The following is an 18133-nucleotide window of genomic DNA, read 5'->3' as shown; positions in this document are numbered from 1 at the left end:
ATGCGTTCCAGCACTCCTCACGGTATACCTTCTTCACACATAGAACGCTCTCCTACCATACCTATAAAGGTATCCACAGCTTCGGTAAATTGTTTTAGCCCCGGTACATTTTCGGCGCAGGGTCACTCGACTAGTGAGCTATTACGCACTCTTTGAATGAATAGCTGCTTCTAAGCTAACATCCTAGTTGTCTGTGCAACCCCACATCCTTTTCCACTTAACAATTATTTTGGGACCTTAGCTGGTGGTCTGGGCTGTTTCCCTTTCGACTACGGATCTTAGCACTCGCAGTCTGACTGCCGACCATAATTCATTGGCATTCGGAGTTTATCTGAGATTGGTAATCCGGGATGGACCCCTCACCCAAACAGTGCTCTACCTCCAAGAATTTCTAATGTCGACGCTAGCCCTAAAGCTATTTCGGAGAGAACCAGCTATCTCCAAGTTCGTTTGGAATTTCTCCGCTACCCACAAGTCATCCAAGCACTTTTCAACGTGCCCTGGTTCGGTCCTCCAGTGCGTCTTACCGCACCTTCAACCTGCTCATGGGTAGGTCACATGGTTTCGGGTCTACGTCATGATACTAAGGCGCCCTATTCAGACTCGGTTTCCCTACGGCTCCGTCTCTTCAACTTAACCTCGCATCATAACGTAACTCGCCGGTTCATTCTACAAAAGGCACGCTCTCACCCATTAACGGGCTCGAACTTGTTGTAGGCACACGGTTTCAGGTTCTATTTCACTCCCCTCCCGGGGTGCTTTTCACCTTTCCCTCACGGTACTGGTTCACTATCGGTCACTAGGGAGTATTTAGGGTTGGGAGATGGTCCTCCCAGATTCCGACGGGATTTCACGTGTCCCGCCGTACTCAGGATACTGCTAGGTACAAAGACTATTTTAAATACGAGGCTATTACTCTCTTTGGCTGATCTTCCCAAATCATTCTTCTATAATCTTTGAGTCCACATTGCAGTCCTACAACCCCGAAGAGTAAACTCTTCGGTTTGCCCTCCTGCCGTTTCGCTCGCCGCTACTAAGGCAATCGCTTTTGCTTTCTCTTCCTGCAGCTACTTAGATGTTTCAGTTCACTGCGTCTTCCTCCTCACATCCTTAACAGATGCGGGTAACAGGTAGTACCTGTTGGGTTCCCCCATTCGGAAATCCCTGGATCATCGCTTACTTACAGCTACCCAAGGCATATCGTCGTTTGTCACGTCCTTCTTCGGCTCCTAGTGCCAAGGCATCCACCGTGCGCCCTTATTAACTTAACCTTATTTTCTGACCTTTCAGTCATAAACTCTTATTAATACTACAGCGTTTTCGGTTTATTTTCTTGTTACTATTTGATATAGATATTCAATTTTCAATGTGCATTACTTGGTGATCTCTCACCAATGGAGCCTAGCGGGATCGAACCGCTGACCTCCTGCGTGCAAAGCAGGCGCTCTCCCAGCTGAGCTAAGGCCCCACAAGACCTCTCAAGACTAAACAAGACCAATGCGCAGTTCCTTATCCTTAGAAAGGAGGTGATCCAGCCGCACCTTCCGATACGGCTACCTTGTTACGACTTCACCCCAATCATCTATCCCACCTTAGGCGGCTGGCTCCTTACGGTTACCTCACCGACTTCGGGTGTTACAAACTCTCGTGGTGTGACGGGCGGTGTGTACAAGGCCCGGGAACGTATTCACCGCGGCGTGCTGATCCGCGATTACTAGCGATTCCGACTTCATGTAGGCGAGTTGCAGCCTACAATCCGAACTGAGACTGGCTTTAAGAGATTAGCTTGCCGTCACCGGCTTGCGACTCGTTGTACCAGCCATTGTAGCACGTGTGTAGCCCAGGTCATAAGGGGCATGATGATTTGACGTCATCCCCACCTTCCTCCGGTTTATTACCGGCAGTCTCGCTAGAGTGCCCAACTGAATGATGGCAACTAACAATAGGGGTTGCGCTCGTTGCGGGACTTAACCCAACATCTCACGACACGAGCTGACGACAACCATGCACCACCTGTCGCCTCTGTCCCGAAGGAAAGCTCTATCTCTAGAGCGGTCAGAGGGATGTCAAGACCTGGTAAGGTTCTTCGCGTTGCTTCGAATTAAACCACATGCTCCACCGCTTGTGCGGGCCCCCGTCAATTCCTTTGAGTTTCAACCTTGCGGTCGTACTCCCCAGGCGGAGTGCTTAATGCGTTAGCTACGGCACTAAACCCCGGAAAGGGTCTAACACCTAGCACTCATCGTTTACGGCGTGGACTACCAGGGTATCTAATCCTGTTTGCTCCCCACGCTTTCGAGCCTCAGCGTCAGTTACAAGCCAGAGAGCCGCTTTCGCCACCGGTGTTCCTCCATATATCTACGCATTTCACCGCTACACATGGAATTCCACTCTCCCCTCTTGCACTCAAGTTAAACAGTTTCCAAAGCGTACTATGGTTAAGCCACAGCCTTTAACTTCAGACTTATCTAACCGCCTGCGCTCGCTTTACGCCCAATAAATCCGGACAACGCTCGGGACCTACGTATTACCGCGGCTGCTGGCACGTAGTTAGCCGTCCCTTTCTGGTAAGATACCGTCACAGTGTGAACTTTCCACTCTCACACTCGTTCTTCTCTTACAACAGAGCTTTACGATCCGAAAACCTTCTTCACTCACGCGGCGTTGCTCGGTCAGACTTCCGTCCATTGCCGAAGATTCCCTACTGCTGCCTCCCGTAGGAGTCTGGGCCGTGTCTCAGTCCCAGTGTGGCCGATCACCCTCTCAGGTCGGCTATGTATCGTCGCCTTGGTGAGCCGTTACCCCACCAACTAGCTAATACAACGCAGGTCCATCTGGTAGTGATGCATTTGCACCTTTTAAGCAAATGTCATGCAACATCTACTCTTATGCGGTATTAGCTATCGTTTCCAATAGTTATCCCCCGCTACCAGGCAGGTTACCTACGCGTTACTCACCCGTTCGCAACTCATCCAGAGAAGCAAGCTCCTCCTTCAGCGTTCTACTTGCATGTATTAGGCACGCCGCCAGCGTTCGTCCTGAGCCAGGATCAAACTCTCATTAAAAGTTTGAGTTCTCACTCATTTCTGTCACTGACAGATTTATTGTTTTTTTCATTGTTCAGTACTACAACCAAGGTTGTAGTGCCCTGCACATTGGTTCGTCTTGTTCAGTTTTCAAAGGTCTTTGTCACTTACTTCTCTCAAGCGACAACTATATTAGTATATCACAGTCACTTTCGCTTGTCAACACTTTTTTGAAACTTTTTTAAAACTTTTTTCATCAAGTGTTACAACCGCAACATACCATAGTCCGTACGGGATTCGAACCCGTGTTACCGCCGTGAAAAGGCGGTGTCTTAACCCCTTGACCAACGGACCAGAGTTGTTATTTTCAACTCTTACTATTATACCGACTTTTCTAACTTTGTCAACACCTTTTTTAAACTTTTTTTACTTTTGGTAACTTCTCAAAGTAACTGTAACTTCTCAAAGTAACTTCCACTTGCCTGACCAAAGTGGAAATTAGTCTAAAACGGATTTTTATGGTGGAATTAAGTGTGAGACGTTTGAGTTAGAAACGAGGTCTACTATGACAAAACATAAACACCTTACCCTTTCAGACCGTAATGATACCCAACTAGGCTTAGAGCGCGGTGAAACCTTCAAAACTATCGGACAATCCATTCTAAAAGACCCAACTACTGTCTCCAAAGAGGTAAAACGAAACAGACAAGTCCGAGAGTCTACTTGTGATAACCTCCCTTGCCCTCTGCTCGACAAAGCTCCCTTTGTCTGTAACGGATGCCTTAAAAGAAGACAGAATTGTGGCTATAAGAAGATTTTATACCTCGCTAAGCAAGCTCAAAAACAATACGAACAAACTCTTATCGAAGCTCGTGAAGGAACTCCCCTCAATTCCAAGACCTTCTGGGAAATGGACAAAGTCATTTCTGATGGTGTTAAAAAGGGACAACACATCTATCATATCCTCAAAACTCATAACCTTGATGTCAGCTCCTCAACCGTCTATCGACACATCCGAAAAGGGTACCTATCTATCGCTCCTATTGACCTAACCAGAGCCGTTAAATTTAAAGAACGAAGAAAAAGTAAGCTACCTCCCATCCCTAAAGAAGCTAAAAAAGGCCGTTCCTATGAGGATTTCCTAAATTATTTAACCCTTAATCAACTAGACTCTTGGCTAGAAATGGATACCGTTATGGGCAGAATGGGAGGTAAAGTCCTACTCACCTTCAATCTATCTTTCTGTAACTTTATCTTCGCTAGACTGCTGGATAATAAAACTGCCCTTGAGGTTACCAAACACCTCTATGACATCAAGAACACTCTTCACCAAGCTGACAAAGATTTCTTCCAACTCTTTCCTGTCATTCTTACCGATAATGGAGGAGAGTTTGCCAGGGTCGATGATATCGAAATGGATGTGCGAGGAGAGAGTAAACTCTTCTTTTGTAACCCTAATCGCTCTGACCAGAAAGGGAGAATTGAGAAAAATCACACGCTGATTCGCGATATTCTACCTAAAGGAACTTCTTTTGACAACTTAACTCAAGAGGATATCAATCTCGTTTGTTCGCATGTCAACAGCGTCAAACGTGCTGCTTTAAATGGAAAGTCAGCCTATGAACTCTTTGCATTTACCTATGGAGAAGAAATTCCTAAGCTTCTCGGCATTTCTAAAATACCTGCAGAAGACGTCTGTCAGTCGTCTACATTACTCCAACATAAGTTCTAAAAACTAATCTTCAACCCCATTCCAACGTCTCACACTAACTTCCACTTGGATTAGCAGTGGAACTTAGTTTGGGAATTTACCGTTTTTTCATGAATTCCTAATGGGTACGGATGTCAAACTCTTTAAACACAATACGTAAGTCTCTTAATACTCTTTGACGACCTCGGAATCGTTCATTTCTTAAGATGCGTTCTAGTTCTTCTTGTTGATCTTTAGTTTGTTTGTTTCTATAATCCCTTAGTGTTTCATGAAAGAGATAATAATCATCTAGTCAGAGACCGCCCTCACTTATACGATGACTTATCTCACCCACTTCTTCATAAAGCTCTTTATCATATCTCCGTTTGTGACTTTCTTGCTTACGGAGATAATCTAAAATTCGATTCCGGAATTTTGTTTTGAAATATTTACGTAAACGAGGAATATCTTCTGCCAGCTCTTCTTCTCTACTAATCAATTCATGTAGACATATCATTCCCTCTTGATCCCAGTCCGATAACTCCCATAAATGAAGGTAATATTCATTTCTACACTTGTATACAATTCCTTGGACTTCTTCATACAATTCTTTAATCATTCTTTTCCCCTTTCTAAATACAGTTTAACAAAACAAAAAGCTAATTTGGTTATTTCTCCCCATTCTGTTCCCTACACCGTCTAAACTGCACAAAAAAGAGAGGCTCAGCCTCTCTTTGGGTTATTTTTCGTCATTCATTTTTGATTTTACTTCATCATAAGATAATGCATGAGATTCCTCTTCTACTGTTTCAGGCATCTTTCCTGTTTCATAGAGAGATTTAATTTGTGTACTATCCAATGTTTCGTATTTCAATAATGCTTCTGCAATCAACTTGTGAGTTTCACGATTTGACTGAATAATTTCAGCGGCTTTATTTCGTGCCTCATTCAATAATGAACGAACCTCTTCGTCAATTTCATAAGCTGTTTGTTCTGAAATTGATTTTTGAGGGCTTTGTGCACCAAACATGGCATGATTTCCTTCATATTGAACTGGACCAAGTTTTTCACTCATACCGTACTCTGTAACCATTGCACGCGCCATTTGTGTCGCTTGTTCAAAGTCGTTTGAAGCTCCTGTAGTTTGGACATTAAAGATAATTTCTTCAGCTACACGTCCACCCATTAAGCCAGCCAATTGCTCTTTCATATCTTCTTTAGATAGAAGCATTTGGTCTTCCTTAGGAAGTGCAATCATATAACCACCTGCACGACCACGTGGTACAATTGTAACCTTATGGACAACTCGGGCATTCGATAAGACTAGACCAACAATGGTATGTCCTGCCTCATGATAGGCAACCAATTCACGTTCTTTTTGTGAAACTGTCTTATCTTTCTTAGAAGGACCAGCAATCACTCTATCTTCTGCTTCATCAATATCTGAAGCATCAATAACTGACTTGTTGCGACGGGCAGCAACTAAGGCTGCCTCATTTAGAACGTTTTCCAAATCAGCACCAACAAAGCCTGGAGTTTGTTGAGCAACTAATTTCAAATCTACATCTTCTGCTAAAGGCTTGTTCTTAGCATGAACTTTCAAGATTGCTTCGCGCCCCTTAACATCAGGACGACCAACCAATACTTTTCTATCAAAACGTCCTGGACGCAAAAGGGCAGGATCAAGTACATCTGAACGGTTTGTCGCAGCGATGACGATAATCCCTTCATTTCCCTCAAAACCATCCATCTCAATCAAAAGTTGGTTCAAGGTTTGTTCACGTTCATCATTTCCTCCACCGAGGCCGACACCACGTTGACGACCAACAGCATCAATTTCATCGATAAAGATAATAGCTGGCGCTGCTTTTTTGGCATCTTCAAAAAGAGAACGAACACGACTAGCTCCAACTCCGACAAACATTTCTACAAAGTCAGAACCTGAGATACTAAAGAATGGAACGCCTGCTTCTCCAGCGACTGCCTTAGCAAGCAAGGTCTTACCTGTTCCCGGAGGCCCCTCCAAAAGAACACCTGCTGGAATACGGGCTCCAAGTTTTGTAAATCGTTTTGGATCTTTTAAGAATTCAACAACTTCAACTAGTTCTTGCTTTTCTTCCTCAGCTCCAGCAACATCTGAAAATCTTACTTTAATATCCTCTTTATTTGCAGCTTTAGCCTTACTACGTCCAAAACTCATTGGGTTACGACCATTGCCTCCCCCCATATTTCCCATCATAGAGAATAGGAAGAAGAATAGAATTCCAAATGGCACAATGGATACGAGTAGATTAATCCACATACCACTTGAACTTTCATGCTTAATAGTTACTTCTGCTTTATGGTCCGAAGCAAGTTTTTGCAATTCTGATACTGTGGTATCAGAGGGAAGAATAATACTTGAAAATTTCTCTACTGTTGTAACAGATGGAGAAAAGAACTGAATGCCTGTTTCTTCTTTACTTGTTTTAGGATTTTTATAGACACCCGAAACTTCGATAACACTGCCATTTGGTTGGTAGGTTAATTCTTTTACATTGTCATCGGTAATTTCTTTTACCAATTCTGTATAATTAATTTGCTCACTTTTCCCTGCAACACTACCTGTACTAAAATACTGGTAAGCTGTAACTAGGAAAAAAATAAGTAATAACCATAGAAATGGATTTTTAATTAAACCATTATTTTGTTTTTTCATTAAAAATTGTTCTTTCTAATTTGAATACACTTCTTCTTTCAATACTCCAACATAAGGAAGGTTACGATAATTTTCTTTGTAGTCTAAACCATAACCTACTACAAACTCATTTGGGATAGTAAAGCAGGTATAGTCTGCCTCAATTTCTACAACACGTCCCTCTGGTTTATCCAACAAGGTTGCAATGTTAACAGAAGCTGCATCTCTTGCAATAAACATATCTCGCAAATTCTTCAAAGTTTGACCTGTATCAATGATATCCTCTACAAATAGAACATGTCTTCCTTTAATATCTTGAGTTACATCTTGCTTGATATTGATGACACCACTACTTGCTGTTCCACCATGGTAGCTAGAAACCATCATGAAGTCCATTTCAATATGTGTATCAATATGTTTGACCAATTCAGCCATAAAAGGAATAGATCCTTTTAAAATCCCAACCAAGATTGGATTTTTTCCTGCATAGTCCTTAGTTAATTGAGCACCTAATTTTTTAGCAGCTTCTGTAATTTCATCGTGTGAAACGAGGATTTTTTTAATATCGTTTTCTAACATTTTTTTACCTATCTATTTTTTCTATATAAAGTACAGTGTTCATTATATCATTTTTCGTGTTTTTACTCAAATCACTAGTCGCAATTCCCAAAATTGAGACAATTTCACCAAATTGCTCAATAATCAGAGCAGATTTTCGGTTTTCCATAGGAATTTTCAAATCAATAAATAGACGTCTAAGTTTTTTTCTATGCCCATTTTGAATCAAAACATCTCCTGTTTTTCGATGACGAATGTGTATGGATGTTTCGCGTGAAACAGATATTTGTTGAATTGATTCACCTTCTAAAGGAAGTCCAAAGGAAAATGTGTATCCTTGATAAGAGACCTGATTTTGATAGTGTAACACAAATTCATCTTCCTTTTCATCAGCCTGCGGACTGATTTTACAAATCTGAAACTGTTGATACTCTTTTATCAATTCATAGCCATTTTTAAGCGGATGACAATACTGGCTTTTAGATTTTAAAATCTGCCGAACTTCATCAAACTGAGCTTTTGTAAGATTCAAATCTGGAAAACGATTCAGATAAGTTTGAAGTAAAACTCTTTGTGTCGACTCAGAGTAAGACAATAGCTGATCTAAATTTTCTACATCAATATTATTAGATAATTCAGCTATAGCTAAGTCATAATCTAAAATTTCATTTCCAATACTTAAGATTGCATCCCTAAATCGAGGATTTTCTTTCTCTAATTCTGGTAAATAAGAGTTTCGAATACGATTTCGAAAATAATGATTTTCCTTATTTGATGTATCTTCAAAGTGAAAAATTGGTGGAAAGTCTTTTTTCTGAAAATGCAAGAAGGGCCGAATGATTTCTATCTCTCCTACTACTTGCTTCTCCTTAATTCCTGATAGATAGCGCAAACGAGTACCTCGAATCAAACGCATCAAAATCGTTTCCACCTGGTCATCAGCATGGTGGGCAGTGACTAAAGCTGTCGCACCTGTCTTTTTCATGACCTCTTGAAAAAAATCATAACGAAAATGTCGTGCACGTGCTTCTGAAAATTCTCCTGAAAAATTGCTGATATAAATAGGAAGCTCTGCTTCAGCAGCCAACTTCCTTAATTCCTTTTCTTCCCAATCTGATTCTACTCTCTGCTTATGATTCACATGAGCTAGAATCAATTCAATTTCTAACTCTTTTTGATAAGTAGATAATACCTTAAACAGAAACATAGAATCTAACCCACCAGAAAGAGCTAGCACCACCTTAGCATGCTTTTTGAAATATCCCTTCTTGAGAAAATGATTTAAAAAATCTTGTCCCCTCATTTTAGAACCTCATAAACATCCTTGGCTATCTGAGAAATCGTATCATAATCAGAATTCTTAGTGAAAATAGAAAGAATAAATGGAGAATCTGCGTAGACAACACCCGTATCATGCTTAAATTCGTCCGCATCCCCAATTTTATGAGCTACCTTCACAGAAACACCTTTGGCAATTCGCTGATTATCAAAATCTGTTTTAGTCAAAGACTCTAGCACAAATCCATTTTGATTATAAATAGCTTCCATGACCTTCCCGGCCATCTTGGAAGAAATCAATTTTTCTTTTGAATCCCAATCATCCCCCATAATAGCAGACATCTTAGACTTGAATGTGGCATCAGATTGATTTGAAATGTAATATCCCAATAAATTATGAGCTACATTATCAGATTCTTTAGATACTTTTGTGATTAAGTCCTTGAGAGAATACTCTTTATTATCCTCTTTTTTAGGAAGACTACCACTTCCCTCTGGTTTATAAGAACCTGGAAAATCATTGACTTCAGATACGTATTTTACAGTCGTATCTAACTGATAAAGACCCTCATTTATTTTTTCTTGCGCATAATAGAGATAAGGGAGTTTCAAAACACTAGCTGCATACATCTTTTCATTTTGATTGATACCAGCTTCTTTTCCAGTAGTCAGTTGCTTAACATAAATAGAGAATGAATCTTTCTGATATTTTTCAGATAACATTTCTTGGACTTTACCCATCCGATTATCTTCTTCAGAAGTTGATTCCTTATCTACCCATCCAACCTGATCAATATGTAGAAATTCTTTTCCTTCTACAAACATGAGCTTATCGATTGATACCTGCGAATAAGCTGATAAAGACGATTTCACTTCTTTTAAATCATAAGGACTATTGTACAGTTTAAAATCAGATTCTAACCATACTTTTTTTATTGTAGGAGTTACCTCTGACTGATCGTATAAAAATCGTTTGTCCGCAGCTATAAATTGATGGTTGGATAACTTAAATACTGGAATTCCTTGTTTATTTAAACGCCACTCGGTTATTTGAAAACTTGTTTTTGGAGTCAATTTTCCAGATTCCACTACTAAATCTTCATTCGCATAGACAGGAACCTCTCCATAAACCATAGGAGAATTTAGCTTTTCTCTAAAATAAATACCAAAGTCAGATTGTGAAAGGTAATAAATTTCTTTCGAAGTATAGACGACTTCTTTTTCTGTGCTAACAACTTTTGAAATGGTCAAAAAACTCGGTAGCAACAAAATAATTAAGAACTTACGCATTCTTCCTTTCCTTTTCTTCTTGTAAACGCAATAGTTGATTTTTATCAGCTAGCTCTTCCAGCTTTTCATCCGATAGACTCAAAAATTGCTCTATTACATCTAATAAATTTTCCATTTTATCACCTTGGGAGCAAGTCAGGAATCGTATAAACTATTTCCCTCGACTTAGAATAATAGTACTTCGCTCGTGTATATTTGGCAGCATAATCCTCATCTTTCAACTTTGTAGCAAATGCTGTCTCCTTATCCTTTTCATCACTCAAAGTTTTATACTGAGTTTGCAAGTCTGCTAGTTGCTGACGTCTTTGGAGTAATTGCTGATAGCTCTGCGCTAAATTAAAAGTTGGCAAAATAAATAACAGCATAATCAAAATCAATACCCACCCCATAAAACGATTCCGTTTTTGTCGTTCTTTCATCAGGTAGCGACGACGTTGGTATTCATTTTGGATAAAAGAATTGTTTAATTGTACAATATTCTTAGACATTTTCTTCTACCCGTGTTTCACTGATAATTTCATACATGCCTGCTGCATCTTCTTTTTTCGTACTATCTTTCATCTCTAGTACTTTTACAAGTAGCAACTTATTGCCAAATCGAATTTCAACTTGGTCATTAACTTTCAAATCCGTTGAACTTTTGGCCAAAATCCCATTCACCTTGATTCTGCCTTTATCTGCTACTTCCTTTGCTACTGTACGACGTTTGATAATTCGTGATACTTTTAAATATTTGTCTAATCTCATCCTTATTACCTCAACTTATTATTGTACCATTTTTATCTATTTTATAGAAGAAAAATATCAAATGGCATTTTCTTCCTTCGACTCTTTTATCTCTAATAAACTTTCTCCAAAAATTATCAGACCTTCTAAAATTTCATAATCTTTCTTATTTCGGACATCAAATACAAGCTCCATTGCTCCTTCATTATCAGCTATGGCTGCTTTTAAGTTCGTTGCAGATAAAGCTTTAAAATAATCTTGAGCTAAAAACAGTCGTTGAGTGACTTTTTCAAATTGAACTGTAATCTTGTTCTCTTTTCTTTCCACACGTTGGACAAAGACCTTGTCCAAATATGACTTGACCAAACCAATCTCTAAAAGATAGGCTACTACATCTGGGTATTCTCCAAAGCGGTCCATCAACTCTTCTTGTAACTCTTCATAATTGACACGATTGTCAATTTGACGAATTTTCTTGTAAATTTCAATCTTATGTCGTTGATCAGAGATATAAATATCAGGAAGATAAGCATCGATTTGTAAAATCAATTCGGCATTCCCTTTGGTTCTTGTGTTAGCATTACCATTTCGTTTAGCAATAGCTTCCTCTAATAACTGCGAATACAATTCAAAACCAACAGAATCAATGAAACCAGACTGGGATTTCCCTAAAAGATTTCCTGCTCCACGAATCGAAAGATCTCGCATTGCAATCTTAAATCCTGAGCCCAATTCTGTAAATCCTTTGATGGCTTCTAATCTCTTCTCAGAGACTTCACTGATTGACTTTTCTGGACGATACATGAGATAAGCATAAGCAATCCGATTACTACGACCGACTCTTCCTCTTAATTGATACAAGGTTGACAAGCCCATATGATCCGCATTTTCAATAAATAAGGTATTGGCATTTGGAATGTCCACCCCTGTCTCAATAATGGTAGTCGTCACCAAAATATCATACTGACCCTCAATAAAGTCTAATAGAGTATTTTCCAACTGGATTTCACTCATGCGACCATGAACATACCCAATCGAAGCCTCTGGAATTAACTCCTGTAATTCTGAAACCTTCTGATCAATTGTGTCAACTTTGTTGTAAAGGTAGTAAACTTGACCTCCACGCTCCATTTCACGTAAGACCGCATCACGAATGACACTATCATTCTTTTCCAAAACATAGGTTTGCACTGGATAACGATTCGTTGGGGGAGTTTCAATAACAGATAAATCTCTGATTCCCAGCATAGACATATGAAGGGTACGAGGAATTGGCGTTGCTGTCAAGGTTAGGACATCTACTTGTTTTTTCAGTTCTTTCAATGTTTCCTTATGCTTGACACCAAATCGTTGTTCCTCATCAATAATCATCAAGCCCAAATCAGCAAACACAACATCTTTTGACAAAACACGATGTGTTCCAATCAAAATATCAACTTGACCGTTTTTCAATTTTTCAAGTGTTTCAGTCTGCTCTTTTTTACTTCTAAAGCGACTCAACACATCAATATTAACTGCAAAATTTTGGAATCGTTCCTTAAAATTCGTATAGTGCTGTTGCGCTAAAACCGTCGTCGGAACTAGAACGACAACCTGTTTGTGATCATTGACTGCCTTAAAGGCTGCACGCATAGCAACTTCAGTCTTTCCAAAACCAACATCCCCAACTAAAAGTCGATCCATTGGCTGAGAAGCCTGCATATCTCTCTTGATTTCCTCAATACTACGAAGTTGATCATCCGTTTCAACATAAGGGAAAGCATCATCAAAGGCCTGTTGATCATCATCATCAGCTGAGAAAGCAAAACCCTTCAACTGACTACGTTCAGAGTAAAGTTTGATTAAATCATCAGCTATATCCTCTACCTGGTTCTTAACCTTTTGCTTGGCCTTTTTAAAATGACCGTCATTTAATTTATTGAGTTTTGGAGCTTTACCATCACTTGAAATATATTTGGACAGTAGATGAATCTGTTCCACGGGGATAGAAATTTGATCCCCATTTTGATACTGGACACTTACATAATCGCGGTGAATCCCCTTGATTTCAATTGTTTCAATTCCTAGATATTGACCAATTCCATGAATGTGGTGAACAACGTAGTCCCCTTTTTCAAGTTCATTATAATCTTTTAAGCGCTCCGCATTTGAAACATGTTGTCTTCGAAAACGACGTTTCAATTTCTTTTGAAAAATCTCATGTTCAGTTATCAATAAAACCTTTTCATCTACAAAATGAAAACCATGTCTGAGATTACCCTCGATTAAGTTTACAGATTCTTGACAGATTCTTGACTTATCTCTGGAATCCAATTTAATCTGGTATTCCTCTAAAACATCCTCCAATGTTTTACTTCCCATTGAATTGCTAGACTGCAGGATAATAGTATAATTCATTTTTTTGTATCGTTCAATTTCTTCTTTTAGAAAAGAAAATTGATTGAAAAACTCCTGCATAGGATATTGATTAAATTGATAAATTTGATCAAACTTGAGATTTCCTAATCCCTTTTGCAGATTAGAGAAAAAGGTAACCGGACTCTGTTTTTTATATATTTGCTCTGTATCAGCAAAATACTGCATCTCAGAAAATGCTTTACTGTTCTGTAATTCTTCTGTAAAGTATTGCGCTAATTCTCTTTCAAAGACTTCATACTGATTCATCAATTTTTGATAATCATCAAAGAATATTGGAGTATCTTTTTCAATATAATCAAAGACAGTCCATATCTTGTCATAACACAAAGATAAAAATTTCCGGGAATCAGAATGAATTTGTTTTTGGTGAAAACTTGAAAGAATTTCTTCTAAATATGATTTTAAAATAGGTGATAACGTTTTTGAAATTTGTTTTTCTAAAGCTGACTGACCTCGTTGATAATCCTTTTCTCTCAAAATTATGTCGCTAGCTGGAAATATGGTGAGTTCTGTCTGATTTTCTTTCGATAATTGTGTTTCGACTTCAAATGACCTAATACCATCGACTTCATCACCAAAAAACTCAATTCGGTAAGGTTCTAACTGGGATATTTCAAAAATATCTAAAATATCTCCTCGCAGACTAAATTCGCCCTGAGTTTGTACTTGAGTGACTTTTCGATAGCCTATTTCCTTTAACTGATGGATAAGCGCGTGTTGGTCATATTCTTCACCAACTGAGATTTTTACAATACTATCTCTGAATACATTGGGAGACGGTAAAATCAATCGACTTGCTGCGATATTACAAACTAAAATCCCTTTCTTAGATGGATTAGTCAAAAAACGTAAGGCTTCAACCCGTGAGATGATTTTTTCTTGTGAAGACATCAAAAACTCGACCATAGGGGAATCATCTACCAAAAATGGATAGACAAATTCCTCACCCAAGATAGAAATAAGATCACTAATAAGCCCTTCTGCCTCTCCATAAGTGGACGTCAATAACACAATCTTCTCTTCTTTTTCTAAACTGCTTGCAATTGCAAGAGCCTTAGTAGACGTTGATAAACCAAGTATTAGTTGTCTTTTCTTATCTGTCAGATTTTGATGCCATTTTTTAATCTGATCATTTTCTGAGAATAAATCTAATAAGGTCACCATTTATCCATTATACCTCTGCATCGTTTTTTCAAAGTTTTTCTCTTGTAAATAGTAGTTTACAGAATCGTCAACTTTGTCAATAGACTGTAAAATACCAATATAATCATCCTTGTCAAAGGTACTCAAAACATGGTGAACAACTGACATGCCATTTTTAGGTCTTCCGATTCCAATCTTAGCACGGTTAAAGACCTGAGTTCCAATATGTTGAATAATAGACTTGATACCATTATGACCACCTGCGGAGCCTTTTGCTCTTAAGCGAATCTTTCCAACTTCCATGTCAAGATCATCGTAAATGATGAGTAAATCTTCAATATCCAAACCATAGTAAGTCAATAAAGCATGAACTGCTTTTCCACTTTCATTCATAAAGGTCGTTGGTTTAACAAGATAAATTTTTTCTCCATTGAAGAAAAAAGATGCTAGATCAGCTTGAAATATCTTATCGTGTGTAAAAGTGACATTCTGTTTCTTCGCTAGTTGATCAATCAACATAAAACCAACATTATGTTTTGTTTCAAAATATTTATCTCCTGGATTTCCCAAGCCTACAAGTAATTTGGTCATTTATTTTTCCTTTCAAAAGCCAAAAGGGTTGGAATTTTTTTCCAACCTAATTGACACCATTTATTAATTTTTTAGACATTAAAGCGGAATTCCATGATATCGCCATCTTGAACGATATATTCTTTTCCTTCTTCACGCAAGCGTCCAGCTTCTTTTACGGCCTTTTCAGATCCGTATTTCACTAAATCCTCATATGACATGGTTACTGCACGAATAAATCCTTTTTCAAAGTCTGAGTGGATAATCCCAGCTGCTTGAGGAGCCTTCATACCACGTTTGAAAGTCCAAGCGCGAACTTCTTTTTCACCAGCTGTGAAGTAAGTTCCCAATCCAAGCAAGTGGTAAGCTGCACGCGTCAACTTATCTACACCTGATTCTGTCAAACCAATGGCTTCAAGAAACTCTTTTTTATCTTCATCGTCCAATTCAGAAATTTCTTCCTCTGCACGCGCAGAAATGACGACTACTTCAGCATTTTCTGTCGCTGCAAATTCACGAATTTGTTTGACATAGTTGATAGAGTCAGGTTCTGAAACCACATCCTCGTCAACATTAGCAACATAGAGCACTGGTTTAGTCGTCAACAGGAAGAGACCTTTGACAACCTTTTGTTCCTCATCTGTAAATTCGATTGTACGAGCTGATTTCCCATCTTCAAGGACTGGTTTAATCTTTTGAAGAACATTGAATTCTGCTACTGATTCTTTATCTTTTTGCGTACGTGCCATCTTTTCTACACGCGCATAACGTTTATTGACTGATTCTAAGTCTGCAAGAATCAATTCTAGGTTAATGGTGTCAATATCTGCAAGTGGATCCACAAAGGCGTCTTCACGTCCTTGCTCGCGCATGACATTTTCATCATCAAAAGCACGAACTACGTGAACAATCGCATCTACTTCACGAATATTGGCCAAGAATTTATTCCCTAGCCCTTCTCCTTTTGAAGCTCCTTTTACAATCCCTGCAATATCTGTAAATTCAAATGTTGTTGGCACTGTCTTTTTAGGAGTAATCATTTCAGTCAATTTTTGTAGACGTTCATCTGGAACTTCTACCATTCCAACGTTTGGGTCAATCGTTGCAAATGGGTAGTTAGCTGCCTCTGCTCCTGCTTTTGTAATTGCATTAAATAGTGTTGATTTACCAACGTTTGGCAAACCAACGATACCTGCTGTTAAAGCCATATTTTCTCATTCTCCGTTTTCATTTCAATCCCTAATATTATAACACAAAAAGGGAAAACTTGCTAACCCTCTAACTAAGGGTTTTCAGTCAATAATTTTATTCATTTTTCGATCAAAATCATAGCGTCCCATCATGACAACATGGTCACAATTACTGCATTTGATTTTGATATCTGCCCCTACACGTGTAATTTCCCAACGATTTGCTTTTTTACCAGTTGACTTGATAGTACAAGCATGTGGTTTTTTCATCTCAACAAAATTTCCAACTTGATACATACTACTCTCCTTTTCTTTTTCGATTATATCATAAAAGAGGCGAGCCAGGCTCAACCTCTTTCACTTAATTTGTACGAACTGGTGTAATGAGCTGCATGAAATCTTCGTCAGTATCTGCTGGAACAAGAGTAAATGGACGAACAGCTGAGATAAAGCTAATGGTCACCTTTTCGCTATTTAAAGCCTTGAGTGAATCAATCAAGTAAGTTGGGTTGAAACTAATAGTCAAATCTTCACCAGTAACCTGATCAGTATCGATTTCTTCGTTTACTTTACCAACTTCTGGAGAGTGAACATGGGCGCTAACAACCCCATCTTTAATTTCAAGTTTCACAGTACCATTTTGAGTAGCACTTGATAAAAGACGAGCACGTTCCATTGACTGGCGTAAGTTTACAACATCAAAAGTAATAGTAGTGTTAAAGTCTGTTGGAATCAAGCGATCTGTATCAGGATAGTTTCCTTCTAGGAGACGAGTATAGAAGCTAATATTTTCGCTTCTAAATAGAATTTGGTTATTGGCAAAGAAAATCTCTACAGTTTCAATATCATCTGTAAATACCGCTGAAAATTCGCGTAGAGAACGGCTAGGAATGACAACATCAAAATCATCACTATTTTTCTCAAGCGTTAATTTTTTCTGACTTAGACGATGAGAGTCTGTTGCAACTGTTTTTAACTCTTGGTGTTGACTCAATACAAAATGAACACCTGTCAAAATTGGACGACTTTCTTGTGTACTTGCAGCAAAAGCTGTTTCATTGATAATTTTCTTGAGTAATTTTGTTTCAAGAACCAAAGGAGTGCTTGCTGAAATTTCTTGGATTCGTGGATATTGTTCGCTATCTTTTCCTTTTAGGGTAATTTCTGATTTGCCGCTGGTTAAAACAATTTGATTTTGTTCAATTTCTTTAAAATCAAGAGTTACATCAGGTAGACTAGATATCACATTGATGAAGAAAGAAGCTTCAAGAAGAATCGAACCTAAAGAAGTAATTAACAAACCAGCATCTTCATTTTTTTGAGAAATAAAATTTTCAATTGAAATCTGACCATTTGAACCAATTAAAGTAACACCTTCATTGGTCACGTCAATTTTGACTGTTGATAAAATAGGAATGGCATTTTTAGAGCTAATAGCTCTCTTAGTAATATTTAAGGCTTGTAGAAATAAATTTTTATTAATTGAAAAATGAATCATGGATTCTCCTTTATTTATTTTTAGTATTAGAAGGATAATAGTAATAATAGAGTCTGTGAAATCTGTGGA

General features: G+C 38.5%; 13 protein-coding genes, 2 tRNA genes, 2 rRNA genes and 1 pseudogene (1 of these 18 cut by a window edge). 1 reads left to right on the top strand and 17 read right to left on the bottom strand.

Annotated features, from left to right (window positions below; genetic code table 11):
* The 4 genes from OC530_RS08695 to OC530_RS08680 form a co-directional block, all read right to left on the bottom strand.
* A 23S ribosomal RNA gene (locus tag OC530_RS08695) occupies positions 1-1271 on the bottom strand; it reaches 1631 nt to the left of the window's first position.
* Between the two features lie 124 nt (positions 1272-1395).
* Positions 1396-1468, bottom strand: a tRNA-Ala gene (locus OC530_RS08690).
* 51 nt (positions 1469-1519) lie between these two features.
* Positions 1520-3065: ribosomal RNA gene (locus OC530_RS08685) — 16S ribosomal RNA — on the bottom strand.
* Together the 16S and 23S rRNA genes with 2 tRNA genes alongside form the textbook arrangement of a ribosomal RNA operon.
* A 243-nt stretch (positions 3066-3308) precedes the next feature.
* Positions 3309-3380, bottom strand: a tRNA-Glu gene (locus OC530_RS08680).
* 211 nt (positions 3381-3591) lie between these two features.
* Here OC530_RS08680 and OC530_RS08675 point away from each other — a divergent pair.
* Positions 3592-4758, top strand: coding sequence for an IS30 family transposase (locus OC530_RS08675; protein WP_262081086.1), 1167 nt, complete (start codon positions 3592-3594; stop codon positions 4756-4758).
* Between the two features lie 97 nt (positions 4759-4855).
* Here the strand turns inward: OC530_RS08675 and OC530_RS08670 are convergent.
* From OC530_RS08670 to dnaN, 13 genes and pseudogenes are all read right to left on the bottom strand, one after another.
* A pseudogene (locus OC530_RS08670) lies at positions 4856-5335 on the bottom strand (sigma-70 family RNA polymerase sigma factor).
* Between the two features lie 120 nt (positions 5336-5455).
* Positions 5456-7414 (bottom strand): ATP-dependent zinc metalloprotease FtsH, encoded by a 1959-nt coding sequence (gene ftsH, locus OC530_RS08665; RefSeq protein ID WP_112445394.1) that lies wholly within the window; start codon positions 7412-7414, stop codon positions 5456-5458.
* Between the two features lie 15 nt (positions 7415-7429).
* A complete protein-coding gene (gene hpt / locus OC530_RS08660) occupies positions 7430-7972 on the bottom strand; it encodes a hypoxanthine phosphoribosyltransferase (protein ID WP_000892172.1) in 543 nt (180 codons plus the stop codon).
* Between the two features lie 4 nt (positions 7973-7976).
* Positions 7977-9254, bottom strand: a complete 1278-nt coding sequence (tilS, locus tag OC530_RS08655) for a tRNA lysidine(34) synthetase TilS (RefSeq protein ID WP_262081085.1) — start codon at positions 9252-9254, stop codon at positions 7977-7979.
* Entirely contained in the window at positions 9251-10519 is a 1269-nt protein-coding gene (locus OC530_RS08650) for a class A beta-lactamase-related serine hydrolase (protein ID WP_262081084.1), read from the bottom strand. The genes tilS and OC530_RS08650 overlap by 4 nt, the downstream gene beginning before the upstream one ends.
* Positions 10512-10634, bottom strand: coding sequence for an SP_0009 family protein (locus tag OC530_RS08645; protein ID WP_000429334.1), 123 nt, complete (start codon positions 10632-10634; stop codon positions 10512-10514). Before OC530_RS08645 ends, OC530_RS08650 begins: the two co-directional genes overlap by 8 nt.
* Positions 10635-10638: 4 nt before the next feature.
* Complete coding sequence (locus tag OC530_RS08640) at positions 10639-11007, bottom strand: septum formation initiator family protein (RefSeq protein WP_262081083.1); 369 nt, start codon at positions 11005-11007, stop codon at positions 10639-10641.
* On the bottom strand, positions 11000-11266 hold the full coding sequence (locus tag OC530_RS08635; RefSeq protein ID WP_001234978.1) for an RNA-binding S4 domain-containing protein: 267 nt from the start codon (positions 11264-11266) through the stop codon (positions 11000-11002). Before OC530_RS08635 ends, OC530_RS08640 begins: the two co-directional genes overlap by 8 nt.
* A gap of 57 nt (positions 11267-11323) precedes the next feature.
* Positions 11324-14827, bottom strand: a complete 3504-nt coding sequence (gene mfd / locus OC530_RS08630) for a transcription-repair coupling factor (RefSeq protein WP_262081082.1) — start codon at positions 14825-14827, stop codon at positions 11324-11326.
* Positions 14828-15397 (bottom strand): aminoacyl-tRNA hydrolase, encoded by a 570-nt coding sequence (pth, locus tag OC530_RS08625; protein WP_262081081.1) that lies wholly within the window; start codon positions 15395-15397, stop codon positions 14828-14830.
* Between the two features lie 71 nt (positions 15398-15468).
* A complete protein-coding gene (gene ychF, locus OC530_RS08620) occupies positions 15469-16584 on the bottom strand; it encodes a redox-regulated ATPase YchF (protein WP_061438533.1) in 1116 nt (371 codons plus the stop codon).
* An 84-nt stretch (positions 16585-16668) separates the two neighbouring features.
* Entirely contained in the window at positions 16669-16863 is a 195-nt protein-coding gene (locus OC530_RS08615; RefSeq protein WP_000285186.1) for a DUF951 domain-containing protein, read from the bottom strand.
* A gap of 64 nt (positions 16864-16927) precedes the next feature.
* Positions 16928-18064 (bottom strand): DNA polymerase III subunit beta, encoded by a 1137-nt coding sequence (gene dnaN, locus OC530_RS08610; protein WP_262081080.1) that lies wholly within the window; start codon positions 18062-18064, stop codon positions 16928-16930.
* Positions 18065-18133 lie beyond the last annotated feature (69 nt).

This window comes from Streptococcus sp. Marseille-Q5619 (assembly GCF_946901205.1).
Taxonomy (GTDB): domain Bacteria; phylum Bacillota; class Bacilli; order Lactobacillales; family Streptococcaceae; genus Streptococcus.
The sequence above is the reverse complement of the archived record's forward strand: the minus strand, read 5'-3'. Positions and strand labels throughout refer to the sequence as shown.